The organism is Ruegeria sp. CDSC052, from assembly GCF_059610685.1.
Genome location: NZ_JBXWOB010000001.1, coordinates 43,734 through 67,290, shown reverse-complemented (window position 1 = coordinate 67,290; position 23,557 = coordinate 43,734). Strand labels below are relative to the sequence as shown.

General features: G+C 57.3%; 25 protein-coding genes. 13 read left to right on the top strand and 12 right to left on the bottom strand.

The features are described 5' to 3' along the window. The first annotated feature begins 89 nt into the window (after positions 1 to 89). Together AC2FIM_RS00380 and AC2FIM_RS00375 are read left to right on the top strand one after the other, a co-directional pair. Positions 90 to 413 carry a 2Fe-2S iron-sulfur cluster-binding protein gene (locus tag AC2FIM_RS00380; protein WP_142634548.1) on the top strand — a complete coding sequence of 108 codons (324 nt, stop codon included), beginning with the start codon at positions 90 to 92 and terminating at the stop codon, positions 411 to 413. After that, a complete protein-coding gene (locus AC2FIM_RS00375) occupies positions 413 to 1,168 on the top strand; it encodes an FG-GAP repeat domain-containing protein (protein WP_281972302.1) in 756 nt (251 codons plus the stop codon). The genes AC2FIM_RS00380 and AC2FIM_RS00375 overlap by 1 nt, the downstream gene beginning before the upstream one ends. A gap of 86 nt (positions 1,169 to 1,254) precedes the next feature. Here the strand turns inward: AC2FIM_RS00375 and purD are convergent, their stop codons facing one another. Beyond that, the gene (purD, locus tag AC2FIM_RS00370; RefSeq protein WP_281972303.1) at positions 1,255 to 2,517 is read right to left on the bottom strand and encodes a phosphoribosylamine--glycine ligase; all 1,263 of its coding nucleotides are present in this window, start codon (positions 2,515 to 2,517) and stop codon (positions 1,255 to 1,257) included. Positions 2,518 to 2,592: 75 nt separating this feature from the next. Here purD and xseA point away from each other — a divergent pair, with 75 nt between their 5' ends. Continuing rightward, the gene (gene xseA, locus AC2FIM_RS00365; protein ID WP_271946371.1) at positions 2,593 to 4,086 is read left to right on the top strand and encodes an exodeoxyribonuclease VII large subunit; all 1,494 of its coding nucleotides are present in this window, start codon (positions 2,593 to 2,595) and stop codon (positions 4,084 to 4,086) included. 12 nt (positions 4,087 to 4,098) lie between these two features. Here xseA and AC2FIM_RS00360 read toward each other — a convergent pair whose 3' ends face one another. Beyond that, positions 4,099 to 4,494, bottom strand: a complete 396-nt coding sequence (locus tag AC2FIM_RS00360) for a hypothetical protein (RefSeq protein WP_271946369.1) — start codon at positions 4,492 to 4,494, stop codon at positions 4,099 to 4,101. Between the two features lie 133 nt (positions 4,495 to 4,627). Between AC2FIM_RS00360 and AC2FIM_RS00355 the strand changes: the two genes are divergently transcribed. The 5 genes from AC2FIM_RS00355 (at position 4,628) to AC2FIM_RS00335 (ending at position 8,866) form a co-directional block, all read left to right on the top strand. Next, entirely contained in the window at positions 4,628 to 5,266 is a 639-nt protein-coding gene (locus AC2FIM_RS00355) for a lysoplasmalogenase family protein (protein WP_271946366.1), read from the top strand. A gap of 58 nt (positions 5,267 to 5,324) precedes the next feature. Continuing rightward, positions 5,325 to 6,443 (top strand): signal recognition particle-docking protein FtsY, encoded by a 1,119-nt coding sequence (ftsY, locus tag AC2FIM_RS00350; protein ID WP_271946363.1) that lies wholly within the window; start codon positions 5,325 to 5,327, stop codon positions 6,441 to 6,443. Between the two features lie 86 nt (positions 6,444 to 6,529). Next, a complete protein-coding gene (locus tag AC2FIM_RS00345; protein WP_496678178.1) occupies positions 6,530 to 7,432 on the top strand; it encodes an EamA family transporter in 903 nt (300 codons plus the stop codon). A gap of 17 nt (positions 7,433 to 7,449) precedes the next feature. Continuing rightward, positions 7,450 to 8,055, top strand: a complete 606-nt coding sequence (locus tag AC2FIM_RS00340) for an inner membrane-spanning protein YciB (RefSeq protein WP_142634562.1) — start codon at positions 7,450 to 7,452, stop codon at positions 8,053 to 8,055. Between the two features lie 142 nt (positions 8,056 to 8,197). After that, positions 8,198 to 8,866, top strand: coding sequence for a Crp/Fnr family transcriptional regulator (locus AC2FIM_RS00335; protein ID WP_142634564.1), 669 nt, complete (start codon positions 8,198 to 8,200; stop codon positions 8,864 to 8,866). A gap of 215 nt (positions 8,867 to 9,081) precedes the next feature. On the opposite strand, the gene AC2FIM_RS00330 is transcribed toward AC2FIM_RS00335, so the two are convergent. The 7 genes from AC2FIM_RS00330 to rpiA all read right to left on the bottom strand — a co-directional run bounded on the left by AC2FIM_RS00330 (position 9,082) and on the right by rpiA (position 15,761). Beyond that, positions 9,082 to 10,572: a Do family serine endopeptidase gene (locus AC2FIM_RS00330; RefSeq protein ID WP_496678180.1), complete on the bottom strand. Its 1,491-nt coding sequence runs from the start codon at positions 10,570 to 10,572 to the stop codon at positions 9,082 to 9,084. A gap of 130 nt (positions 10,573 to 10,702) precedes the next feature. Then, positions 10,703 to 10,897, bottom strand: a complete 195-nt coding sequence (locus AC2FIM_RS00325) for a DUF2065 domain-containing protein (RefSeq protein ID WP_142634568.1) — start codon at positions 10,895 to 10,897, stop codon at positions 10,703 to 10,705. Beyond that, positions 10,897 to 11,793, bottom strand: coding sequence for a protease modulator HflC (gene hflC / locus AC2FIM_RS00320; protein WP_496678183.1), 897 nt, complete (start codon positions 11,791 to 11,793; stop codon positions 10,897 to 10,899). The genes AC2FIM_RS00325 and hflC overlap by 1 nt, the downstream gene beginning before the upstream one ends. Further along, complete coding sequence (gene hflK / locus AC2FIM_RS00315) at positions 11,793 to 12,932, bottom strand: FtsH protease activity modulator HflK (protein WP_496678186.1); 1,140 nt, start codon at positions 12,930 to 12,932, stop codon at positions 11,793 to 11,795. The genes hflC and hflK overlap by 1 nt, the downstream gene beginning before the upstream one ends. A 72-nt stretch (positions 12,933 to 13,004) precedes the next feature. Continuing rightward, entirely contained in the window at positions 13,005 to 14,363 is a 1,359-nt protein-coding gene (gor, locus tag AC2FIM_RS00310; RefSeq protein ID WP_496678188.1) for a glutathione-disulfide reductase, read from the bottom strand. 45 nt (positions 14,364 to 14,408) lie between these two features. Continuing rightward, positions 14,409 to 14,969: a hypothetical protein gene (locus AC2FIM_RS00305; protein WP_496731679.1), complete on the bottom strand. Its 561-nt coding sequence runs from the start codon at positions 14,967 to 14,969 to the stop codon at positions 14,409 to 14,411. 3 nt (positions 14,970 to 14,972) lie between these two features. After that, positions 14,973 to 15,761, bottom strand: a complete 789-nt coding sequence (rpiA, locus tag AC2FIM_RS00300) for a ribose-5-phosphate isomerase RpiA (RefSeq protein ID WP_271946345.1) — start codon at positions 15,759 to 15,761, stop codon at positions 14,973 to 14,975. A gap of 167 nt (positions 15,762 to 15,928) precedes the next feature. On the opposite strand from rpiA, the gene AC2FIM_RS00295 reads away from it, so the two are divergent. The 4 genes from AC2FIM_RS00295 to AC2FIM_RS00280 are packed head-to-tail and all read left to right on the top strand — an operon-like array spanning position 15,929 to position 19,398. Further along, the gene (locus AC2FIM_RS00295; RefSeq protein WP_496678192.1) at positions 15,929 to 16,630 is read left to right on the top strand and encodes a glutathione S-transferase family protein; all 702 of its coding nucleotides are present in this window, start codon (positions 15,929 to 15,931) and stop codon (positions 16,628 to 16,630) included. Position 16,631: 1 nt separating this feature from the next. Continuing rightward, on the top strand, positions 16,632 to 18,005 hold the full coding sequence (locus tag AC2FIM_RS00290; RefSeq protein ID WP_496678195.1) for an L-serine ammonia-lyase: 1,374 nt from the start codon (positions 16,632 to 16,634) through the stop codon (positions 18,003 to 18,005). A gap of 16 nt (positions 18,006 to 18,021) precedes the next feature. After that, complete coding sequence (locus AC2FIM_RS00285) at positions 18,022 to 18,441, top strand: GFA family protein (protein WP_334223297.1); 420 nt, start codon at positions 18,022 to 18,024, stop codon at positions 18,439 to 18,441. 42 nt (positions 18,442 to 18,483) lie between these two features. Continuing rightward, a complete protein-coding gene (locus AC2FIM_RS00280) occupies positions 18,484 to 19,398 on the top strand; it encodes a DMT family transporter (RefSeq protein ID WP_271946334.1) in 915 nt (304 codons plus the stop codon). Here the strand turns inward: AC2FIM_RS00280 and AC2FIM_RS00275 are convergent. Further along, on the bottom strand, positions 19,343 to 20,038 hold the full coding sequence (locus AC2FIM_RS00275) for a thiamine diphosphokinase (RefSeq protein WP_281972311.1): 696 nt from the start codon (positions 20,036 to 20,038) through the stop codon (positions 19,343 to 19,345). The genes AC2FIM_RS00280 and AC2FIM_RS00275 overlap by 56 nt on opposite strands. A gap of 134 nt (positions 20,039 to 20,172) precedes the next feature. On the opposite strand from AC2FIM_RS00275, the gene AC2FIM_RS00270 reads away from it, so the two are divergent. Continuing rightward, positions 20,173 to 21,768 (top strand): hypothetical protein, encoded by a 1,596-nt coding sequence (locus tag AC2FIM_RS00270; protein WP_271946328.1) that lies wholly within the window; start codon positions 20,173 to 20,175, stop codon positions 21,766 to 21,768. A gap of 113 nt (positions 21,769 to 21,881) precedes the next feature. Here AC2FIM_RS00270 and AC2FIM_RS00265 read toward each other — a convergent pair whose 3' ends face one another. Together AC2FIM_RS00265 and AC2FIM_RS00260 are read right to left on the bottom strand one after the other, a co-directional pair. Beyond that, on the bottom strand, positions 21,882 to 22,124 hold the full coding sequence (locus AC2FIM_RS00265; protein WP_271946325.1) for a DUF2842 domain-containing protein: 243 nt from the start codon (positions 22,122 to 22,124) through the stop codon (positions 21,882 to 21,884). Continuing rightward, positions 22,124 to 23,419, bottom strand: coding sequence for an adenylosuccinate synthase (locus AC2FIM_RS00260; protein ID WP_142634592.1), 1,296 nt, complete (start codon positions 23,417 to 23,419; stop codon positions 22,124 to 22,126). Before AC2FIM_RS00260 ends, AC2FIM_RS00265 begins: the two co-directional genes overlap by 1 nt. Positions 23,420 to 23,557 lie beyond the last annotated feature (138 nt).

Sequence of the window (23,557 nt, the reverse complement as noted above, 5' to 3'; positions counted from 1 at the left end):
GCGACCGTTCATGTCGCAATTCCCACTGGAAACAGGCAACGCCCTTCACTAAGGAAGAAATCGACAATCGAAAAAGGAAGACGCACGCAATGGCAAAGATCACCTATGTCGAGCATGGCGGTACTGAGCACACTGTCGAGGTCGCCAACGGACTAACCGTCATGGAAGGAGCCCGTGACAACAACATTCCCGGCATCGAAGCGGATTGCGGCGGCGCCTGTGCCTGTTCGACCTGCCATGTCTATATCCACCCCGACTGGGTTGAGAAAATTCCCGGCAAGGATGACATGGAAGAAGACATGCTGGACTTTGCCTATGAGCCCGACCCTGCCCGTTCGCGCCTGACCTGCCAGATCAAAGTCACAGACGAGATGGATGGCCTGATCGTTCAGATGCCGGAAAAACAGATCTGATGCCCTGCAAAGCGCCGCGCCTACCCTACCGAACTTGGCAGGGTCAGGCCCGCGGCGCAGCGCTGACGTTGTGCTTCTGGCTGACGGGCCATGTCCCGCTGGCACTGGCAGAGACCGTCCCAGCCGCTCGTTTCACCGAGCCGACTACACGTTACGCCCACGGAGTTCTGGGTGATAACATCGAATATGGCGCGTTGGAGCTGACTATCCAAAGCGGAAACGTGACCATCCGTCTTCCATCTGATCGCGTATTTGAAGATCTCGCTCCACGGCTTGTGGACGTGGATCAGGACGGGACCCCCGAGGTCATTGTCATTGAATCTCAGGATCAAACGGGCGCTCAGTTGGCCATCTATGATGCCAGAGGCGATAAAATCGCCGCAACTCCGCATATCGGTACCCGCTTTCGATGGCTTGCTCCGGTCGGGGCGGCGGATCTGGATGGGGATGGCAATATCGAAATCGCCTATGTCGACCGCCCTCATCTGGCCAAGACATTGCGCATTTGGCGCTTTGTCGACGGCGAATTAATCCAGATTGCCGCTCTACCAGGGCTGACAAATCATCGGATCGGCGAAGGTTTCATCACAGGGGGCCTGCGCGACTGTGGCAATGGCCCGGAACTGGTAGTCGCGTCTGCGGACTGGCGCGAAATTGTCAGCATCCGCTTTGACAATGGCTGGGTGCAGCATCTGGTCGCCCCCTTTAGCCCGAAAGCAATGACCTCTGCGCTTAACTGCGTACCCTCGCCCTGACTGCAGCCCGCGTCAGAGGGCTGCCCGGCCCAAGTCCATTGACGCTGCATCTCTGATGCAGTGGCTGAGCGCGGGAGCCGTCGCGATTACAGCGCCCGCCATCCGATATCCCGGCGAAAGAACCCCTCTGGCCAGTTGATCCCGTCGATCAGCTCATAGGCGCGGTCACGCGCTTCCTGCAGGTTCCGTCCGCGTGCGGTGACATTCAATACCCGGCCACCACTAGAGACGATCTGACCGTCGGCTTCTTTGGTTCCTGCGTGAAACACCATATTACCGCTATCTTCAGATACGTCATCCAGCCCTTTAATCACGCTGCCTTTTTGGTAGGCGCCCGGATAACCATTTGCGGCCATGACTACCGTCAAGGCGTGATCATCCGCCCAGTTTACACGCGCCTCGGCCAACCGGCCTTCTGCTGCGGCGTGCATCAAGTCCATCGCCTGCGCGCCCAGGCGCATCATCAGCACCTGACATTCCGGGTCGCCGAAACGCACGTTATATTCAACCAACCGTGGCTGGCCGTCCTTGATCATCAAACCAACATAAAGAACGCCCTGAAACGGCGTTCCGCGCCGCTTCATCTCTGCCATGGTGGGGCGCACAATCTCGTTCATCGCGCGCTCTTCGATTACAGCGCTTAACACAGGAGCCGGAGAATACGCGCCCATGCCGCCGGTGTTCAGACCGGTATCGCCCTCGCCTACCCGTTTATGGTCTTGCGCCGTGCCAATGGACAGGATGCTTTCCCCGTCGCATAGCACGAACAGAGATGCCTCTTCACCTTCCATGAACTCTTCGACCACAACTTCGGCACCGGCACCACCAAAGGCTCCGCCAAACATGTCATCGATCGCATCCAAGGCCGTCGCTTCGTCCATCGCAACGATCACACCCTTGCCCGCGGCCAAGCCATCAGCCTTGACGACGATAGGTGCGCCCTGCTTTTTGATATAGGCTTTGGCTGGCTCGGCCTCGGTAAACCGGGCGTATCCTGCGGTTGGAGCATTGGCGGCGTCGCAGATCTCTTTAGTAAAGCTCTTGGACGCCTCGAGACGTGCAGCCGCGGCCGAGGGGCCAAAAACCAGCACACCGGCCTCGCGCAAACGATCCGCAACCCCCGCAGCCAATGGCGCCTCGGGGCCGACGATCACAAAGTCGATCGCGTTCTCATCCGCAAACCTGACCACCTCACCGCCGTTTTCGATATCCAGCGCTGCACATTCGGCAATCTGGGCGATCCCGGCATTGCCCGGCGCCACAATCAGGCGGTCGCATTTCGGGTTTTGCATCACCGCCCAGGCCAGGCTGTGTTCGCGCCCACCACTACCGAGAATGAGGATGTTCATGACTGCTCTCCGATCTGCTTGGCCTCGCCTTCCGCGCGTTCTAAGCTGGCCGAGCATTTGACACAAGGCGCTGAAATGTCCGACCTACTTGACGACCCCATTCCCGGCCAAAATACCCCAGAATACACTGTTTCCGACATCTCGGGCGAGGTGAAGCGGACGCTGGAAGGCAGTTTCGGCCGAATCCGTGTTCGGGGTGAAGTCGGTCGCGTGTTCAAAGCCAGATCTGGTCATCTGTACTATGACATCAAGGACGACAAGAACGTACTGGCCTGCACCACTTGGAAAGGCCAGGTTGCTGCCCTGTCCGTGGTTCCCGAGGAAGGTCTGGAAGTGGTCGTCACAGGCCGTCTGACCGCTTTTGGAGCGCAGTCCAAATACAATCTGAACGTGGATGAGGTTTCGGTGGCCGGACAGGGTGCCCTGATGGCCCTGCTTGAAAAGCGAAAGAAACAGTTGGAATCCGAGGGCCTGTTCGCACCCGAGCGTAAAAAGCCTCTGCCCTATCTTCCTCAGATCATCGGCGTAGTGACTTCACCCTCGGGCGCGGTGATCCGCGATATCCTGCACCGGTTGCGTGACCGGTTTCCGCGCAAAGTGTTGATCTGGCCTGTCGCCGTGCAAGGTTCGAATTGCGCGCCTGAGGTGGCGAACGCGATTACTGGTTTCAACCAACTGACTCCTGGCGGTGCGCTGCCACGACCGGACCTGATCATCGTCGCCCGTGGTGGCGGGTCAATCGAGGACCTCTGGGGGTTCAACGAAGAGATCGTGGCCCGCGCTACGGCGGCATCAGAGATCCCGGTGATCTCGGCCGTTGGGCACGAGACCGACACGACCCTGATTGATTTTGTGTCGGACCGCAGGGCCCCAACCCCCACAGCCGCAGCCGAACTTGCGGTGCCTGTCCGCATGGAACTTCTGGCCTGGACCGGAGAGCAAGGCGCCCGCCTGTCCCGTGCAGCCACGGACGCTGTGCAAAGACGGTCGCAACGGTTGCGGGATTTATCCCGCGCATTACCACGCCCGGATAGCTTGTTGAACAACCCGCGACAACGCCTTGATTTAATTGCGGACCGACTGACACCAGCACTTGAGCGCGGCGTGCAAAACCGCCGTTTGCAAGTAGTGGAGTTGTCCGCCCATCTGCGCCCGTCGACATTACGCTCACTGGTCGGAACCCGACAGGAAACGCTGCGCAGCCTTTCGTCGCGCCTGTCTGTCCGGCCGATCCAGCGCGAAATCGACAGCCAACGGCAAAACATCAACCGCCTAGCCGAACGCTTGAGTACAGCGCAAGCCGCGCGTCTGGACCGGATGCGTCAATCCCTGGAAACCGCAGACCGGCTGCGTGAAACGCTCAGCTACAAGGCAACGCTGCAACGTGGATATGCGGTCGTACGCGCCGAAGGACAGGTACTGACAACCCGAAAACAGGCGGCAAAACACCAATCCTTTGACATTGAATTTGCAGATGGCGAATTGAAGACCGGCCCGTCTACCACGTCACCGTCAACTTCGAAAAAACCGCCGAAGAAGGATGCGCCGGATCAGGGGTCGTTGTTCTGACCCCTGCACAGGCTAGACACCGACTTCGGGACCGTAACAGACCATCTCGGCGTCTGTGTCTTCTTTCTCATATAGTTCGGTCATCTCAGGATTTCCCTCGAACTGAGCGATCAGACCGCCGCCAGATTCGGTGAATACCCAACATTGCGGGTCATGCCGGTCTTCATAGACGAAACAGATCTGTCCTTCTTGCTCGTACCAGAGCCCTTCTTTGCAGTTCCCATCCAGAAAAGACCAAATCACGCGGCGATCCGGCAGATAACGCTCGACCCCATAGATCCTGCCTTCAAAGCCATAGAACAGGGTTTTTCCCAGCGTATAGCGGTCAAATTCGGCGCCGGATAGAGATGTGTCAGCACAAACCGCCGGGGCAGCCATTGACAACAGAATCGCAATTCGTTTCAGCATGGGTTCATTCTGTCAGATGGCAGGCCGCTAGGCCAATTCCCTTTTCATTCCAACCGGGTGCCTTCACGTCACCGATTGAGTTTTGCGGTTATGCGCTGCGAAAGTGTTCAGTACATGCTGCGGAGATAACTCTATGAACAATGCTCTCTTTCTGATTGCGACAGCTTGCGCTCTGGCTTACCTGCCATTGACCTCGCGTGGCGCTGGCGCTGTTCGGTCAATCCTAAAGACCCTATCCGTCGCAGTTCTGGCGGTCATTGCCGCCCAAAGTGGCGCTCCATTTCTATTGATCCTTGCGCTGGCATTCTGTGCGCTGGGGGACGCCCTTCTGTCCCGGGAAAGTGATGCCACCTTCATGGCCGGGATCGGTGCCTTTGCAACTGGTCATCTGGCCTATATCGGGCTGTTCTTGTCCCATCCGGCCAGCGACGCCGCGCTTATTCTGGAGAAGCCCGGATACTTCTGGTCTTTGATCCTCCTCGGTATTGTCGTTGTCACCCTATTACCGCCGCGTGCCGGAGATCTGAAATGGCCCGTTTTCGGGTATATTCCGATCATTCTGGGCATGGGCATCACGGTCCTGGCCCTGCCCGAAACAGGCGCGCTGCGTTGGGCTTTACCTGCGGCTTTGTCCTTTATCTCGTCCGACCTGATCCTGGCGACTGAGAAGTTTCTTTTGCCAGTGGACCATCCCAGCCGCCGTTTCACCTCCTATCTGGTTTGGGTATTGTATTGGGGGGCGCAAGCCGGTCTTCTGATCGCCTTCCTCTGAACCTTTGCAACTGCTGCAATTCCGCATTAGGTGAGAGGAACACCTGCGGAGACCAAAAATGGCGCTATTCTCAAAGCTCAAGGACAAGCTGTTCAAATCCTCATCCCGCCTTGAACAAGGGTTGGATGCCATCGTTGAAGATGGGGGCGAGGAAACAACTGCACCTGATTCAATCCCGCCAGCGCCAGCGCCGCATTCCGAACCGGGACCCGAAGTCGCGCAACCGGACATGGCACCGGAACAGGCAATTGCCAAACCGGTGTCCACTACAGCCGAGTCTGCGCCGTCGAAATCCATGCTCGGGCGGCTTTTCGGGCGCGCCGAGACCGAGACAACAGTTCGCCGCACGCTGGATGACGACATGCTGGAACAGCTTGAAGAGCTGTTGATTGCATCCGACATGGGTGTGGACACAGCGCTGCGCGTCACCGCCAATATGGCCGAGGGCCGTTATGGCCGCAAACTTTCGACACAAGAGATCAAGCAGCTTCTGGCGCAGGAAGTCGCCCGGGTTATGGAACCCGTTGCAAAGCCCATGCCGCTCTATTCCAAACGCCCACAGGTGGTACTGGTCGTTGGCGTCAACGGATCGGGCAAGACCACCACGATCGGCAAACTAGCAAGCCAGTTCAGGGCGGCCGGCAAGAACGTAGTGATCGCAGCTGGAGACACCTTCCGCGCAGCCGCCGTAGAACAGCTGCAGGTCTGGGGCGACCGCGCAGGCGTTCCGGTCCTGACAGCCCCCGAAGGCTCGGACCCCGCCTCCCTGGCCTTCGATGCGTTGACCCGCGCACAAGAGGATGGCGCCGATCTGTTGATGATCGACACCGCCGGTCGTCTGCAAAATCGTGCCGACCTGATGGAGGAATTGGCCAAGATCGTCCGGGTGATCCGCAAAGTCGACGAAACCGCACCGCACAATACCCTTTTGGTTTTGGACGCCACCACCGGTCAGAATGCACTCAATCAGGTCGATACCTTTCAGAAACTGGCCGATGTCTCCGGCCTGGTGATGACCAAGCTGGACGGCACCGCAAAAGGCGGCGTGCTGGTGGCACTGGCCGACAAGTTCGGCCTGCCCATTCACGCAATAGGCGTCGGAGAACAGATCGACGATCTCGCCCCTTTCGATCCCGATGAATTCGCCGCTGCTCTAACCGGCCTCGATCAACGCTGATCCGAACTTCAACTGGCTAAAAATATCTTCGGGGGTGTGGGGGGCAGACAGCTCCCCACCCTCTCCACCCGCGAAAGGTCGATGTCTTGAGCGACTGGCTCATCTCTCTGGAAGGCACGCCCAAGGGCCATGACCTTGCCCTTGGGCTCGCGCTGATGGCCGCCTTCTTGCACGCGGTGTTCGGAGCATTACAAAAGGGCCGTCACGACCCGTGGCTGTCTCGCGGGGCCATAGACGCCAGCTACTGTCTTCTGGCTGCACCTTTCGCGTTTTTTTTAGTGCCCTGGCCCGAACCCTATATGTGGCCAATCTTCGCCACCGTCTGGCTGATCCACATCGCTTACAAGATACTGCAGGCAATGGCCTATACCAAAGGCTCTTATACAGTGGTCTATCCTGTTGTGCGCGGCACCGGGCCGCTGTTCACCGTTTTCGGCGCCTATCTTTTGTTTGGCGAGACCTTCTCTGCCACCCAATGGTTTGGCGTCGCGGTCTTGCTAGCGGGGATATTCGGGCTGGCGGCCTATAATTTGCGGTTTCTTGAAACCAACCGCGAAACGCTTGGGATCGCCCTAGCCTTGGCCCTCGCAACCGGCCTGTTTGTGGCGTTATATACCACCTATGACGCCTATGGCATTCGTGCGACGGCCGATCCGTTCACCTTTCTGGCCTGGTTCTTCATGATCGACGGGGCGACGATGCCGATCTATGCGTTCTTTCGCTGGCGCGCGATGGCCCATCGCCCGGCCTTGGGACCCTTGGCGCTGCGCGGCATCGCCGGCGGGATCATCGCCCCTCTATCTTTCGGAGCCATCATGCTGGCCACGCGGTTGGACAAGGTCGGCGAAGCCGCCGTTCTGCGGGAAACCTCCACCGTCTTTGCCGCCCTGATCGGCTGGCTGGTTCTGAAAGAAACCGTCGGCCCAAGGCGGATCGCGCTGATGGCATTGATTGCACTCGGCGCCGTAATAGTTGAAATGGGCGGGTAAGCAGCAGGACAAAAGACATGACAGGCAAGACCGACATAAATCCATTTCTGAAACAGGTGCTGGAACTGGGTCCTCCGCTGGCCTTTTTCTTCATCTACCTGCGCTTGCGCGATGACAGCTTTATGATCGGCGGCATCGAGTATTCCGGCTTTATCATTGCCACGATCATTTTTGTGCCGCTGATGCTGGGGGCAATGGGCATCTTGTGGTACCTGACCGGCAAGCTAAGCCGGATGCAGATATTTACAGCTTTCATGGTCATTTTCTTCGGCGGCCTGACCGCCTGGTTCAATGACGAGCGGTTCTTCAAGATGAAAACCACGCTTGTTTATGGCCTGTTTGCTCTGATCCTGGGGATCGGGCTGCTGCAAAAGAAATCCTATCTTGCCTATGTTCTGGACGAGATGCTGCCCATGAAACACGAAGGCTGGATGATCCTGACCCGTCGTCTGTGTGCGTGTTTTGCTGTTCTGGCCGTCGCAAATGAATTCGTGTGGCGCACGATGTCGACTGACCTGTGGGTCAAGATTGAAACCTTCGGATTTCCCATTGCCCTGATGGCGTTCCTGATGCTGCAGTTCAGCCTGTTGCAAAGCTATATGGATGATCCCGATCATCAATGACGGCTAAATCCTCAACCGCCCTTCGGATGACTTTTCCGTGAAGCGCGGGAGGCCATAAAACCTAACAAAATCCTTGGCTAAACGCTTGGGCTATGAAAAGTTGTGTCACCACTCACCTTTTCCCGCCGGAGCACCACACCAAATGACGGCTTTCCCAAATAGTGGCTTTCTATCCGAAGCTTCAGACCGGCTGAGATCAATGCTCTCGGCACAGGCGACAGAGATTTCTCTCGAACCTGGTGATATCCTTTTCGAACAAGGGGATGAAGGGGATGCCCTCTATGCCATTCTTGCCGGCACGCTAGAGGTGTCCTTCTTGGCGATGAGCGGTCGAAAACTCTCGTTGACATTGATGAAGCCTGGCGAGGTCTTTGGTGAAATCGGCTTGTTCGACAATGGCCCCCGCACCGCAACCGTGGCCGCGGCCGAGGCCTCTCGGGTGCTGCGTGTGCGTAGGTCCGATGTCATGAACCAGATCCGCCAACATCCTGACCTTGCGGTGGATATGATCCGACTGGCCGGTTTGCGCATGCGGTGGATGGGGTCGCAACTGAATGAACAGGTCTTTTTGCCGATGCCTATCCGGCTTGCGCGCAAACTGCTGCATCTGTCCAACCTTCAAGACGATCCAACCACTCGCATTACCCTGTCCCAAAGCGAGCTGGCCGAATTCGTTGGTGCCACGCGCGAAGCTGTCTCAAAGACAATTTCAACCTGGAAACGCGACAAGGTTGTCGAAGCTTCGCGGGGCGGCCTGATGATCCATGATTTTGAGGCGCTGCGGGAACTGGCGGATTCCGACCTCATTTGACCTGTTGTGACCTGCTTCACATACGACGGATCGCATTAAGATTACGTTAGGAACTGTTACCGTAGGAGGTCAGAGAATCATCCCCGATATCTGTCCACTGACCTCTCCCTGTACCAGAGCCATACGCCTTCCCCGGCGTGTGGCTCATCTTTTTTCAGCACAGAAAAAAGGCCAGAGCAGGTGCCCTGGCCTTTCTGTTTGTTCAACCTAAGAGATCACTCTTCAAGGCTCAGCGCGACAAAGCGTGGATCTCCACCGCGCCGCACCAAAAGCAGCAGTGACTTCCGCCCGGCAGTGCGGGCTTCTTCCATTCGGTCCTCGAGATCAGAAATCGCAGTGACCTTCTGCTGGCCAGCCTCGGTGATCAGATCACCGGCGCGCAAACCCTTGGCATAGGCTTCTGACGCCTCGTCCACTTCGGTCACAACCAGCCCCTCGGTATCCGGCTCCAGCCCCAGATCAGCACGCAGGGCTTCAGTCACGGGCGATATCGTCAGCCCCAGAATATCGGCATTTTCCTCAACCGGGGCTTCTTCGGCCTCACCCTCTTCGCTTTCGGCCCGCTCGGCATCTTCGCGGCGGCCCAGAGTCACAAGCACTGTCTGCGTGCTGCCATCCCGATGCACCACCACACGGACCGACTTGCCAACCGTTGTCTCACCAACCTGACGTACCAATCCACGGGTGTCATCGACCTCGACACCATCAAAGCTGAGGATCACATCGCCCGCCAACAGGCCTGCCTCTTTGGCCGGGCCCTCGGGTACATCGCTGATCAGCGCGCCACCCGGCTTGTCCAGGCCCATCGCATCGGCCATATCCTCGGTCACATCCTGAATGCGGACACCCAGCCAACCGCGGCGGGTCTCTCCGAACTCGCGCAGTTGGTCGACAACCTTGACCACCACATTCGAGGCCATCGAGAAGCCAATCCCGATCGAACCACCATTCGGCGACAGGATCGCCGTATTCACGCCAATCACCTCGCCATCCATATTGAACAGCGGCCCGCCCGAGTTCCCCCGGTTAATCGCAGCATCGGTCTGGATATAGTCGTCATAAGATCCGCTGAGCGCGCGGTTCCGCGCCGAGACGATCCCCGCCGAAACCGAAAACCCTTGCCCCAGGGGATTGCCCATCGCAATCACCCAGTCGCCAACGCGCGCAATGTCACTATCACCAAACTTGACGTATTTCAGCGGCCCGGTGGCTTCGACCTTCAAAAGCGCGATATCGGTTTTTTCATCTGTTCCGATCACTTTCGCAGGCAGTTCTTTCTTCGGTTGACCGTCGCCCGGGAAGAATTCGACCAGTATCTCATCAGCCTCGGCAATAACGTGGTTGTTAGTAACGATGAAACCATCCTCGGATATCACAAACCCCGAGCCCAGCGAATTGCTGCGGCGGGGGCGGTTATCTTCATCCCCGTTACGGTCTTGAAACTCGCGAAAGAAATCTTCGAACGGAGAGCCTTCGGGAACGATCCCCTGTGGGCCGGTCTGGCCCTCGATCAGTGTCGAAGTGGTGATGTTGACCACCGCTGGGCTGATCTTATCGGCCAGCGGAGCCAGGCTTTCGCCCCGCGCCTGGGCGGCCACTGACTGCGCCAATACAAGCAGCATCCCGGCAAAGGCCAGCCACATCAACCGCATGAAACCAACAACGTCGCCCCGCCGGACGGATATACTGCGCGCTTGTGACTGCACGTGGGAACTCCTTGTCGTCAACACTATCTGGATCGCCCGCAGGCGGCCCTTCTTGATATCCAATGTAGCTGGTTTGTCCTTGCCCGCAACTGAGGATCGCGGGGAAATCACCATGAAGTGTAGCCGTTGTTCAAAACCCGACCTGATATGCACCCCATAGCAACACGAGACCTCCCACCATACATAACAATCCTGCAAGCCGACGTGCCTGCTCTGGCATAGACCGCAACGCCTCTAGCATACGTTCAATAAGCGAAGGGGCCAGCGCATAGGCCAGCCCCTCAACAATCAACACCAGCCCAAAGGCCAGAAGGATCATACCCATTATTCAGACGCCTGCCCCGCCGATTGGCCCCGGCCGGTGGGTGATTTGAGATAGTTGAAGAACTCGGAATCCGGGCTCAATACCATCGAGCTGTTACCGCCCTGCAAAGCATTCTGATAGGCGGTCAGCGAACGATAGAATTCAAAGAATTCAGGGTCCGCTCCGTAAGCTTCGGCAAAGATCGCATTGCGTTCGGCGTCAGCCTCACCGCGAATGATCTCAGCCTCGCGCCGCGCATCCGACACCAGTTCGACAACGGTCCTGTCGGCCTGGGCACGTACGCGCTGTGCCGCCTCATTACCACGGGCACGTTCGTCCGTTGCTTCGCGCTCCCGCTCGGCCTTCATCCGGTCGAACGTCGCTTCGAGGTTGGCCTGCGGCAGATCGGTCGCTTTCAGACGCACGTCAATGACGGTCACACCCAGCGCACGTGCCTCGGCAATCGCACTATTGCGAATACGCAGCATCAGCGCAGCCCGGTCCGAGCTCAGGATGTCACGGGATGAAACTGAGCCCAGAACTTCGCGGGTTTCAGCACGTAGAATGCTGTCCAGCCGATTCTCAGCTACCGGAATACCACCACCGCCAACTGCCTGACGAAACTGCTCAAGATCCGAAATCCGGTAGCGGGCGAAAGCATCGACCACCAGACGGCGATCATCCAAGGGAGTGACTTCAAGTGGCTGCACGTCGATGGACAGGATACGGTCGTCATACCGGACAACTTCCTGAAAAACAGGGATCTTGAAGGCCAGACCAGGATCTTCTTTCACCGCGACCACACGGCCGAATTGCAGAACCAGCGCACGCTCGCGTTCATCAACGATAAAGATCGAAGACAGCCCAGCGACGCCAAGGATCACCACAAGGATGAGGATAATGGGTGATTTACGCATTAGTTGCTCTCCCCTGATTGATTGCGGCGCAGTTCGTTCAGCGGCAGATATGGCACGATGCCCTGTCCCTGACCGGTCGAGTTTTCATCCAGAATGATCTTGTCAACGTCACCCAGAATCTGCTCCATCCGCTCCAGATACAGACGCTTGCGCGTTACATCCGGCGCTTTCGAGTATTCCTCGAGAACCGCGCTAAAGCGGCTGGCCTCACCTTGGGCGCTGTTGATCTGTTGGGCGCGATATCCTTCGGCCTGTTCGACAACTTGCGCAGCTTCACCACGAGCTTCGGCGAGGACACGGTTTGCATATGCATCAGCAACGTTCTGCAAGCGGTCACGTTCCTGCGCAGCCGCCTGAACATCGCGGAAGGACGCGATCACGTCCTGCGGCGGGTCAGCCTTGTCAAAGTTCACACGTACGATGTTCACGCCGGAATCATAGCTGTCCATCGTCGACTGGATCAGTTCCTGCAGACGGTCGGCAATCACACCGCGATCTCGGTTCAGGATCGGGGCAAGTTCGCTTTGTGCAATAATCTCGCGCATTGCCGATTCCGATACCGCACGGATTGTTTGACCCGGGTCGCGCAGGTTGAACAGATATTTGGCCGGATCGTTGATGTTCCAGACAACCTGGTAGTCGATATCGACCACGTTCTCGTCGCCAGTCAGCATCAGACCATCGTCGCTGCTGCGCGCGCCGCCCATATCCTCGGTCCGCTCGCTGGTAACGGCCACGACTTCCGCCGTTACAAACGGCCAAGGTGCAAAATTCAGACCATCTGATCGAACAGCGTAGAATTCTCCAAAGAATAGTTCCACCGACTTTTCAAAGTTCTGAACACGATACGCACTCGCGAAGATCCACAGACCTAGTGCAACCAACAGACCAATCGCAACGGTCCCTTTAGTAAAGATAGGACCACCGCCGCCGCCACCAGAACCATTGGTGCCACGACCGCCGCCGCCGCCCATCAAGACGCGCAGCTGTTCCTGGCCTTTTTTCATCAGCTCGTCGATCTCGGGGATCTGCGGGCCCTCGTTTTCAGGGGGCTTGCGCCCGTCCCCGTTATCACCCCGATTTCCTCCGCCGCCAGAAGAGCCTCCGCCCCCCCAGGGGCCGCCGCTGTTGCCCGCCATTTTTATCTATTCCCTTGTGTTGAACCGTGTGATCACGGGTTCCCTTGTAACTTGTGTGCGCGCGGTTGCAAATCAAGCCGTACGCACAGGATGACGCATTGTTACCAGTTCTTCCGCCATGACCGGATGAACTGCAACGGTGCGGTCGAAATCTTCCTTGGTTGCGCCCATTTTGACGGCAATGCCAGCCAGTTGAATCATCTCTCCGGCGCCCGGTGCCACAATGTGACAGCCCAGTACCTTACGCGTGGCCTGAGAGACGATCAGTTTCATCAAAACCCGCTGCGTGCCACCTGCGAATGCCTTTTGCATCGGCTTGAACGAGGTTGCATAGATCTCGACCGGCTCTTGGGCTGCAGCGTCTTCTTCGCTCAACCCCACCGTGCCGAATTCCGGCTGCGTGAAAATCGCAGTTGGAATCAGGTCGTGATCCACAGGTGTCGGGTTGCCTTTGAATACGGTTTCGACAAAAGCCATCCCCTCGCGGATCGCTACCGGAGTCAGGTTTACCCGATCCGTCACGTCGCCAACCGCATAGATCGAGGGCACGCCGGTCTGGCTGTAATCATCCACGATGATCTCACCCTTGCGGCCGCGTTCAACACCGATCGCCTCAAGCCCCAGATTGTCGGCATTGGGCGCGCGACCAGTGGCATACATGACCACGTCAAACAGCTGTTCCGTGCCATTGGTGGCCTTTACGCGAATCTTGTCACCGTCTTTGGCCATCTCAAGCACATTGGTGCCCAGATGCAGATCAATCCCGTTCTGGCACATCTCTTCGCTGATCAGACCGCGCGCTTCTTCGTCAAAACCCCGAAGGATTTGCGCACCGCGGTAGAACTGGGTGGTTTTCACGCCCATGCCGTTCATGATTCCTGCAAACTCGCTGGCGATATAACCGCCACCAACGATCAGGATGCTTTCGGGCAGTTTTTCCAGATGGAAAATCTCGTTCGAGGTGATCGCCAGGTCCGAACCCGGAAACTCGGGCACAACAGGGCGTCCGCCTGTGGCGACCAGAATATGCTTGGCCGTCATGCGGGTGCCATCGGCCAGCTCGACGGTATGTGCTTCCACCACGTGTGCACGCTGATCAAAGCTTTCGACGCCGTTGTTTTTCAGGATGTTGCGATAGATGCCTTCCAGCCGGTCCAGCTCGGCATGGAGTTTGCCGCGGAAGATATCCCAGTCAAATGCACCGGGTTTGACGTCCCAGCCATAGGCCTGCGCATCTTCGACCATGCCAGAGAATTCGCTGGCAAAAACCATCAGCTTTTTGGGGACACATCCGCGGATCACGCAGGTCCCGCCATAGCGATCCTCTTCCGCCAACGCCACTTTGGCCCCGTTTTCGCCAGCCGCCACACGCGCCGCCCGGACCCCGCCCGAGCCGCCTCCGATGACGAAAAGATCATAGTCAAAGCTCATAGTAGGTCCCGTACCCTCTCTGATTGGGATGAATCTCCGCAACCTTCAAATATGGTTTACGTCAAGAGTTGCAATCTCTTGTTTGCGATCGGCAAGCTTCTCCTGCCATTGGCGGTCAATGTCCGGCCAGAAACGACGTAGCGATTTCACAAACGCCTCGAGATCGGACCGCCTCAAACCAGCAATTGGTAGAATAAAGTTCCGAACCCGACCTTTGTCGTCATTGTAGCTGATGTACAATGCGTCTTTGGGGTTCAACTTTCCATCCGAAGGGAAATCGAAATAGCGGATATCCTTCCACGCAACACCGGCCCATGCAGACTCTTGTTGAAAAATCCCGTGAACGACATATCCCAATCTGAAACCAATCGCTTTGTCGTCGAGCGTGATCAGTTTACGATCTGATCTCAGGACAAGAGATATGCTGATGATCGCGCCTATGGAAAAGATCATATAAGTCATCAGCACATAGTTCGACCGTTCATACCGCAGCACGGTAGGAAGCAATAAGATAAAAACGCCAAAGAAAAACCCGGCGAAAACCACTCTGTAAAACAGCCGCTTCTTCCAAGCTGTGGAACTTTCATAGAATTCTATCGCCGACACGCGCTAATCCGCCAAATCCGTGAACAGGTTGTCTTTGCCGCCATCGAACAACTCGTCCAGTTCCACCGTTCCCTCGTTGATGTCGCGCAGTTCGACCCGGCCATCTCCATAACCGATCACGACCTTGTCGCAAATGTCGATGAACAACCCGTTCTCGACCACGCCGGGTACCTGGTTCAGCACCAGCGCCATCTGCCTTGGGTTTCCGATCCGTTGCAAATGCAGGTCCAGCACGTGATTGCCTTCATCCGTGACAAACGGCGCTTCTCCGTTCATGCGAAGCGCCGAGCGGGTACCGAGAACATCCATGGTATCCAGCACCTCTTCGATCAGGGTGCGTGTGGTCTGCCAGCCAAAGGGGATCACCTCGACCGGCAATGGGAAGGCACCCAGAGTCTCGACCTCTTTGCCGGCATCGGCGATGACCACCATCTGGTCGCTGGCCGTGGCTACGATCTTTTCCTGCAGGTGCGCGCCGCCGCCGCCCTTGATCAGATTAAGCTCTCTGTCGAATTCGTCCGCACCGTCGATAGTGATGTCCAGCCATCCCGCCTGATCCAGGGAAACAACCTCAATGCCCAGTTCACGGGCCAGTTGGGCCGTCCGGGTCGATGTCGGAACACCCTTGATCGCCAGACCTTCTTCTCTGACCCGTTCCCCCAACCGACGCACCATCCATGCAGCGGTCGATCCGGTTCCCAGGCCGACTCGCATCCCATTCTGCACCATGTCAGCCGCACGGCGTGCTGCGACGTATTTTGCAGTGTCGATGGGCGACAGATCACCGGCCATTTCAGCATCCCCCTAATTTGCTGCGGAACTTATACGGAATGCCTACGACAACTGCGAGAGAGAATTGTCCGGATCGGTAGACCAACATGTCGCGAAACTACGCGTTTCCTATGGGAAACGTCGCAATCAGGTCTGTTGAAAACATACGTGAGGTATACATAGTTCGCATGAACACGCCTTACCGCCTGCACTATGCCCCGGACAATGCTTCGCTGGTCATCCGGCTGGCGCTGGAAGAGATGTGCCTGCCCTATGAAACGGTTCTGGTAGACCGCCGCCAAAGCGCACAGGACAGCCCGGAATATCGCGCGCTGAACCCCAATGGGCTGATCCCGGTATTGGAAACACCACAGGGGCCGATCTTCGAAACCGCTGCTATCTTGTTGTGGCTGGCGGATACGCATGGTCGGCTGGCCCCTACTCCCATGGACAGCAACCGCGCAGCGTTTCTGAAGTGGCTGTTCTTTGCCTCCAATACGCTGCACGCTGATCTGCGTATTCTGTTTTATGCCGAAAAATATATAGACGCAGCGCAGGTCAATCCTTTGCGCGCCGGTATCCGCCCTCGTTTGCGCCAGCACTTGCGCCTGCTTGACGAAGTTGCGAAAAGCGCGCCGCCCTGGCTGAGCCCGGACATACCATCGGTCCTGAGCTATTATCTGGCCTGTCAGTTGCGCTGGATGGCGCTCTATCCTGCGAAGGCTGATCGCAGCTGGTTTCAGATCGCTGACACGCCGCATCTGCAGCGAATGCTGATGCAGTTGGAGACGCGCCCCGCCACACGCGCCGCAATCGCGGCCGAGGGTTTAGGGGTTACACCCTTTACCTCACCAACCTATGCTAACCCACCGGAAGGCTTTGCTACCTGATATGTTTCTGTCTGTCTTCGATATGTTCAAAGTGGGCATTGGCCCGTCCTCGTCCCATACGATGGGACCAATGGTTGCTGCCGCGCGGTTTTTGGACATGATGCGCGCCTCTCCGTTCGAATTTTCAGGGCTGCGCGGGTCGTTGCACGGGTCGCTGGCCTTTACCGGTGTCGGCCACGCAACCGATCGCGCCACGATCCTGGGCCTGGCCGGATTTGTGCCCGACACATATGATCACGAACGGGCCGAGGCCGCACTGGCTGGCATAAGTGAGACCCACAGCGTGACCCCCGAAGGATTGCCCACGCTGCAGTTCGATCCCAAGGCCGATCTGGTTTTCGACTATGAAAACAATCTGCCGGGCCATGCTAACGGTATGGTCCTGATGGCCACGGACGCACAGGGCGACGTGATCCTGCGGCAGGTCTATTACTCGATTGGTGGCGGCTTTGTTCTGACCGAGGAAGAACTGGCCCAAGGCAAGGCAACAGATGAAGGCGCACCGGTGCCCTTTCCTTTCAAATCGGCGGTCGAGATGTTGGACATGGCCAAAACCAGCGGCAAAAGCATCGCCGAGATGAAGCGCGCCAACGAGATCGCGCGCGGCTGTGCAGACAGTTTTGCCAAAGGCACTGCGCGCCTCTGGCAGGTCATGAATGACTGTATCGAGCGCGGTCTGACCACTGACGGTATTCTGCCAGGCGGTTTGAACGTGCGCCGTCGCGCCAAAGGCATCCATGACGCGTTGATGGCCGAGCGTGGCATGAACCTGAACGCGCCCCACACGATCAACGACTGGATGAGCGTTTACGCCATGGCCGTAAACGAAGAAAACGCAGCTGGCGGTCAGGTGGTAACCGCCCCCACCAATGGTGCTGCCGGGGTTCTTCCAGCGGTAATGCGCTATTATCTGGACCATGTACCCGGTGCTTCAGAGAACCACATCGAAGATTTCATGCTAACTGCGGCCGCTATTGGCGGGCTGGTCAAATACAACGCCTCGATCTCGGGCGCCGAGGCCGGGTGTCAGGCTGAAGTCGGCAGCGCCGCAGCCATGGCTGCAGCCGGGCTGTGCGCGGTTATGGGCGGTACCCCGGAACAGGTGGAAAATGCCGCCGAGATCGCTCTCGAGCATCATCTGGGCATGACCTGTGATCCTGTCGCCGGGCTGGTTCAAGTACCCTGTATCGAACGCAACGGGCTGGGTGCGATCAAGGCGGTATCAGCGGCCTCCTTGGCCCTGCGCGGAGATGGTCACCATTTCGTACCACTGGACGCCGTCATCGAAACCATGCGTCAGACAGGGCATGACATGCATGAAAAATACAAGGAAACGTCATTGGGCGGTTTGGCGGTGAACGTGCCGAATTGCTGAAACAAAGCGGGGAAGCATGATGGATGGCCATTGTCTTTGCGGTAAAGTTTCATTTCAGGTGGACCCGCCTGTTCTGTCCTGTGTAACCTGCCACTGCCACAGTTGCCGCAGACAATGCGCGGCCCCGATGACGGCCTATTTCGGGATCCGCGATGGACAGTTGAAATGGACGGGCCAGGCACCAAAGACATTCGCATCCTCACCCGGCGTAGAACGCAGCTTTTGTCCTGATTGCGGCTCGCCGATCTCATTCCGGTCTGCGTCCATGTCCGGCATAATGCACCTCTACGTGGCCCTTCTGAAGGACCCCAACCAGTTGCAGCCAACACTGCATGTCGCGCATGAGGAAAAGCTGGACTGGTTGCAAATGGATGACGGGCTACCGATCTGTATCGGCCCGGACTACACCAAGATGCAGCCTTTGCCTGAAACCTAGCTTTCGCTTTCCCCTGTTCAGCCAAAGCGCTAGCGTCGCTGCATGACACAGGATCGTCCCGTTTTTGGCATCGTGCTGATGCTTGGCTTTTGCGCGCTTGCACCCTTGGGGGATGCGGTCGCCAAATTACTGGGTGAAACCGTGCCGCTTGGAATGCTGGTCTTTGTCCGGTTTGCCATTCAAGCCATGTTGTTGGTTCCGCTGGTCGCCTGTACTGGCAGGCCCTGGCGCATGCAGGGGCGTATATTTCGCCTGGCTGTCATAAGAACCCTGCTGCACATCGTCGGCATCGCCGCGATGTTCTCTGCCCTGCAATACCTGCCGCTGGCCGACGCTGTGGCCATCGCCTTTGTTATGCCGTTTATCATGTTGCTTCTTGGCAAACTGGTACTAAAGGAAGAAGTCGGCAAGCGACGCCTGATTGCGTGCCTTGTGGGCTTTGGTGGTACATTGCTTGTCATTCAACCCAGCTTTGCCGAGGTCGGATATGCGGCTTTGCTTCCACTTGTCGTCGCGGTGGTGTTTGCCCTGTTCATGCTCGTGACCCGGCAAATTGCAAAAGCTACAGATCCCATTGCGCTGCAGGCCGTGTCGGGCGTCATAGCCTCTGTCATCCTACTGCCTGCACTGTTGGTGGGAACACCCGCCGGAATCTGGGAGCTGTCCCTGATTGCTCCGAATTTGGGCGATGTCTGGCTTTTGCTTGCAATCGGGCTTCTCGGTACGGTCGCTCATCTGTTCATGACCTGGTCGCTGCGATATGCACCCTCTGCAACATTGGCCCCGATGCAGTATCTCGAAATCCCGGTCGCCACGGTGTTTGGCTGGCTGATCTTTCACGACCTGCCCGACGGTGTCGCCGCTTTGGGCATCTGCATCACCATCGCCGCCGGCCTCTATGTCATTCTGCGTGAGCGGGCCAGCGCCCGGACGGCCCCGACAGAAGCGCCTGCATGACCTGATCCAGCATCGCCCTGGGAAACATTACCAAAAGGCCCGGCCCATCCATACGCAATTCAACCGAGCCCAATGCGCGGTTGGACGTTCCGACAGCGCCGTTCGGCTCCATCACCAAACCGTCGATTGGCCATTCAAGGCCGCGGCTTTGCCCTGATACACGCTGTAATGGAAACAATGAGACGACATCTCGAGGTGCCATAGAAACCGAGATTTGGGGGGGTGCGTGAAAGATAATCTCACTTTCGCCAATCAGAATACAGGGCTGATCTTGCCTGCGAACCAAGACGTTTAGTGCTGCTAACTGGTGATCCAGACGCCCCCCGAGAAAACCGACCCCAATCACCAACGGCGCCTCGACACTGCGCAGGGCTTTGTCGAAATCCGTGCTATTTTGTTCGCTAATTGGAAACAGTCGATCCAGCGGAATCTGATCTTTGTGATCCGAATCAAGCGAATCAAAATCACCGATAACAGCGTCTGGAATGCGCCCAATTTCCAACAAACTTGCCGCCCCACCATCTGCGGCGACGGCCAACTTGGTGCGAATCAACGCCAAATCCAAATCTTCAGGGCCAATTTGACCGCTTCCAACCAGCGTGATTGACTCTTTCGAACGTACAATTCGCGTCTTTTTCATGAGATTGATCATTTTTTCCGGGTTTTGACACATTGAGACCACAAAATGATAGGTTCATGGACAAAGTTCTGAGCCAATAGCTCTGCCCACGACCGGGCTGATGGCTCGTGTAGTTTGTAGAGGACGTACGTCTGATGGTACAGAATAACAAGGTTTTGACAGTTTCCTACGGAACCTTCTCGTGCACTTTGGAAGGATTTGACGATTCTTTTGAAACGATGAAGTCGATTGCCGAATACTTCCGCGACCTTGCAGCGGATGACAGGTATTTTGGGTCCGAACCCCCGCAACCAGACGCCGAAATGCTGACCCGCATCGCTCAGCGAGATGCGACGCGTAAAGTCGAAGCCAGCCAGAGCGAAAACGGATTGCTTCTGCGGGCGCAAGACCGTGCCGCTTCACCGTCCCTTTCTACCGCGCCCATGACCCCGCCCAGTACCCCGAGTGCTCCGGCCTATACCGCTGCCCCCTCACAGTCCGCGCCCATCGCAGAGGCCGAGCCGGTTGAGGGTCGACCCGAACCCGCCGCCGATAGTATCGCCGCAAAGCTGCAACGGATCCGGGCGGTAGTCTCTCATAGCGAAGAAAACTCGGTGATCTACGCCGAGGATGAAGATTCCCCCCTGATGAAATCCGAAACCGGCCCAACTGATGCCGTATCGGCTGCCTTTCAGGCCGGAACTCTGACCCCCACAGATCTGGCCGAATCCCCCGCGGCCGATGCTGAGGTTGAAGCGGCTCAGGAATTTGAGCCCGAACCTCAGATGGACATGCCCTCACCCGTCGCGGAAGAGGCAGAGATCGAAGGCCCGGCCCAAGAGACCCCCGCCGTGCCAGAAATTGATGTCGCACCCATCGCCGACGATGTGACCACTGTCGAGGCAGAAGAGGTTTTGTTTTCGGATCTGAGTGCCGAGACGGACGAAGCCGAGAGCGACGAAATCGACAATATCCTGACAGAAGACATTTCGGCGGACGCAGACGAACCTGAAGAGGTTGCCGGCTATTTGACCGAAGAAGACGAGGAAACTCTGCTTGACGAAATCGCCAGCGTCGAAGCCGTGTTATCCGCCCGTGCGTCCGAGCCTCTGCCTGAGGAACCGAACCTGGACGAGGACGTTTCTCGCCTGATGGAAAAGGCGGTCGAACAGATGGACGATCCCGCGACTGCCACTCAGCGCGAGACATATTCTCGTCTGCGCAATGCAGTGGCCGCAACCAATGCTGATCGCGCAGATGCGCTGAACCGTAATCAGGCTCAGCAGATCAGCCCGCGCCGCCCCGAAAGCAATGTTACAACTGCCCGTCCCAAGGCAGAGCCTGCCGCTCCCCTCAAGCTGGTTGCTGAACAGCGCATCGACAATAAAGACGAGGATGAAATGGGGCCGATTTCTCCGCGCCGTGTAAAATCCAAACCGCTGGGTCTTCCGATCGAGGAAAGCGGCTTTGCGCACTATGCGCAGGAACAGGGCGCACAATCTCTGCCGGACCTGCTGGAAGCTGCGGCATCTTATCTGTCGTTCATCGAAGGCCAGGAACAATTCTCGCGCCCGCAACTGATGAACAAGATCCGTTCTCTCAAGCAGGACGATTTTAATCGCGAGGAAAGCCTGCGCTCATTCGGGCAACTGCTGCGCGATGGGAAGATTGAGAAAGCCGGCGGAGGTCGGTTTGCGGCTTCGGACGAGATCGGGTTCCGCCCTGACGGAGATGAACGCGCCGCAGGCTGAATTCAAACCGAAAATAAAAAAAGGCCGGAGACTAACTCCGGCCCTTTTTCATTGGGCGATCTTTTGTGGGCAGGCGTATGAACCCGCCGCGGGATGAGCCCTGAATAGGCCGCTCAGTCAGAGGATCCGTTTGGATCTTCTTTTCCGACACCTTTGAAGATGAATTTGAAAGGCAGAGCCCACAAAATGCCGAGCGCTACATATACCAGAAGTTCCAACCAAATTGGTGGCCGGCCCAACCAGTTTATAACCGTCACCACTGCAACGATATAAGCCGGTAGGCCAATCAGCAGCAGCACCATCGACCAGCGACGACGCGCTTTATAGCTCAGGCCATTTTTCTGTTCGCCGGCCATCAGTCAGCAAACGGGTCTGTCACCAAAATGGTGTCATCCCGCTCTGGGCTAGTGGACAGCAATGCAACCGGACATTCGATCAACTCTTCGACCCGACGCACATATTTGATGGCATTTGCAGGCAAGTCCGCCCAACTGCGCGCGCCTTCCGTGGATTCGCTCCAACCAGGCACCTCTTCGTAGATCGGAGTACATCGTGCCTGCTGATCGGCTGCAGTGGGAAGATAATCCAGACGCTTACCGTCAAGGTCATAGGCAACACAGATTTTCAGCGTCTCGAATCCGTCCAGCACGTCCAACTTGGTTAGCGAAATACCGTTTACGCCACTAGTGGCACAGGTTTGGCGCACTAGACAGGCATCAAACCAGCCGCAACGCCGCTTGCGCCCAGTGGTCGTACCAAACTCGTGCCCACGCTCACCCAGACGCTGGCCATCCGCATCATCCAATTCGGTCGGAAACGGCCCCTCACCCACACGGGTCGTGTAAGCCTTTACGATGCCAAGGACAAAATCAATCGAGCCGGGCCCGATGCCGACACCGGTCGCCGCCTGACCGGCGATCACGTTGGACGAGGTCACAAACGGATAGGTTCCAAAGTCGATGTCCAGAAGGGCACCCTGCGCGCCTTCAAACAGAATACGCTTACCAGCCTTGCGCTTTTCGTTCAGCACTTTCCAAACGGGTGCGGCGAAAGGCAGAATCTCGGACGCAATTTCCCTCAGCTGAGCAATCAGTGCATCGCGGTCCACGGGTTCGATCCCCAATCCCTTGCGCAGCGGGTCATGGTGCTGCAACGCGCGATCTACGCGGGCCTCAAGGGTCGCCTCGTCAGCCAGGTCAGCGACCCGCACAGAACGCCGCCCAACCTTATCTTCATATGCGGGGCCGATTCCACGACCGGTGGTGCCGATCTTGGTTCCTTTGCTTGCCGCCTCTTCGCGCGCGCGATCCAGTTCACCGTGGATGGGCAGGATCAGCGGGGTGTTCTCTGCGATCATCAGCGTTTCGGGCGATATCTCGACTCCCTGCGCCTGGATCGTTGCGATCTCTTTCAGCAGGTGCCAGGGGTCCAGAACAACGCCATTGCCGATGACACTCAGCTTGCCGCCACGTACCACACCGGATGGCAGAGCGTGCAACTTATAGACGGCACCGTCGATTACCAACGTATGACCGGCATTATGCCCGCCTTGAAAACGCGCGATCACATCGGCCCGTTCACTGAGCCAATCGACGATCTTGCCTTTTCCTTCGTCACCCCACTGGGCGCCGACAACAACCACATTGGCCATATCTGGTCCTTTTGCGCTGAGATATCAAACCCGGCTCGTATAGCGATGTGTCAGCGACAGGGAAACCGATAATTCGCCGCAGATCATAACCACGCTGTGCGTGGTGCCTCCGGCGGAGGTATTTTTGGCCAGATGAAG

Coding starts and splice junctions, on each gene's coding strand:
- AC2FIM_RS00380 (WP_142634548.1), top strand. CDS start 90: ATGGCAAAGATCACCTATGTCGAGCATGGCGGTACTGAGCACACTGTC.
- AC2FIM_RS00375 (WP_281972302.1), top strand. CDS start 413: ATGCCCTGCAAAGCGCCGCGCCTACCCTACCGAACTTGGCAGGGTCAG.
- purD (WP_281972303.1), bottom strand. CDS start 2,517: ATGAACATCCTCATTCTCGGTAGTGGTGGGCGCGAACACAGCCTGGCC.
- xseA (WP_271946371.1), top strand. CDS start 2,593: ATGTCCGACCTACTTGACGACCCCATTCCCGGCCAAAATACCCCAGAA.
- AC2FIM_RS00360 (WP_271946369.1), bottom strand. CDS start 4,494: ATGCTGAAACGAATTGCGATTCTGTTGTCAATGGCTGCCCCGGCGGTT.
- AC2FIM_RS00355 (WP_271946366.1), top strand. CDS start 4,628: ATGAACAATGCTCTCTTTCTGATTGCGACAGCTTGCGCTCTGGCTTAC.
- ftsY (WP_271946363.1), top strand. CDS start 5,325: ATGGCGCTATTCTCAAAGCTCAAGGACAAGCTGTTCAAATCCTCATCC.
- AC2FIM_RS00340 (WP_142634562.1), top strand. CDS start 7,450: ATGACAGGCAAGACCGACATAAATCCATTTCTGAAACAGGTGCTGGAA.
- AC2FIM_RS00335 (WP_142634564.1), top strand. CDS start 8,198: ATGACGGCTTTCCCAAATAGTGGCTTTCTATCCGAAGCTTCAGACCGG.
- AC2FIM_RS00325 (WP_142634568.1), bottom strand. CDS start 10,897: ATGGGTATGATCCTTCTGGCCTTTGGGCTGGTGTTGATTGTTGAGGGG.
- hflC (WP_496678183.1), bottom strand. CDS start 11,793: ATGCGTAAATCACCCATTATCCTCATCCTTGTGGTGATCCTTGGCGTC.
- hflK (WP_496678186.1), bottom strand. CDS start 12,932: ATGGCGGGCAACAGCGGCGGCCCCTGGGGGGGCGGAGGCTCTTCTGGC.
- gor (WP_496678188.1), bottom strand. CDS start 14,363: ATGAGCTTTGACTATGATCTTTTCGTCATCGGAGGCGGCTCGGGCGGG.
- rpiA (WP_271946345.1), bottom strand. CDS start 15,761: ATGGCCGGTGATCTGTCGCCCATCGACACTGCAAAATACGTCGCAGCA.
- AC2FIM_RS00295 (WP_496678192.1), top strand. CDS start 15,929: ATGAACACGCCTTACCGCCTGCACTATGCCCCGGACAATGCTTCGCTG.
- AC2FIM_RS00290 (WP_496678195.1), top strand. CDS start 16,632: ATGTTTCTGTCTGTCTTCGATATGTTCAAAGTGGGCATTGGCCCGTCC.
- AC2FIM_RS00285 (WP_334223297.1), top strand. CDS start 18,022: ATGATGGATGGCCATTGTCTTTGCGGTAAAGTTTCATTTCAGGTGGAC.
- AC2FIM_RS00280 (WP_271946334.1), top strand. CDS start 18,484: ATGACACAGGATCGTCCCGTTTTTGGCATCGTGCTGATGCTTGGCTTT.
- AC2FIM_RS00275 (WP_281972311.1), bottom strand. CDS start 20,038: ATGAAAAAGACGCGAATTGTACGTTCGAAAGAGTCAATCACGCTGGTT.
- AC2FIM_RS00270 (WP_271946328.1), top strand. CDS start 20,173: ATGGTACAGAATAACAAGGTTTTGACAGTTTCCTACGGAACCTTCTCG.
- AC2FIM_RS00265 (WP_271946325.1), bottom strand. CDS start 22,124: ATGGCCGGCGAACAGAAAAATGGCCTGAGCTATAAAGCGCGTCGTCGC.
- AC2FIM_RS00260 (WP_142634592.1), bottom strand. CDS start 23,419: ATGGCCAATGTGGTTGTTGTCGGCGCCCAGTGGGGTGACGAAGGAAAA.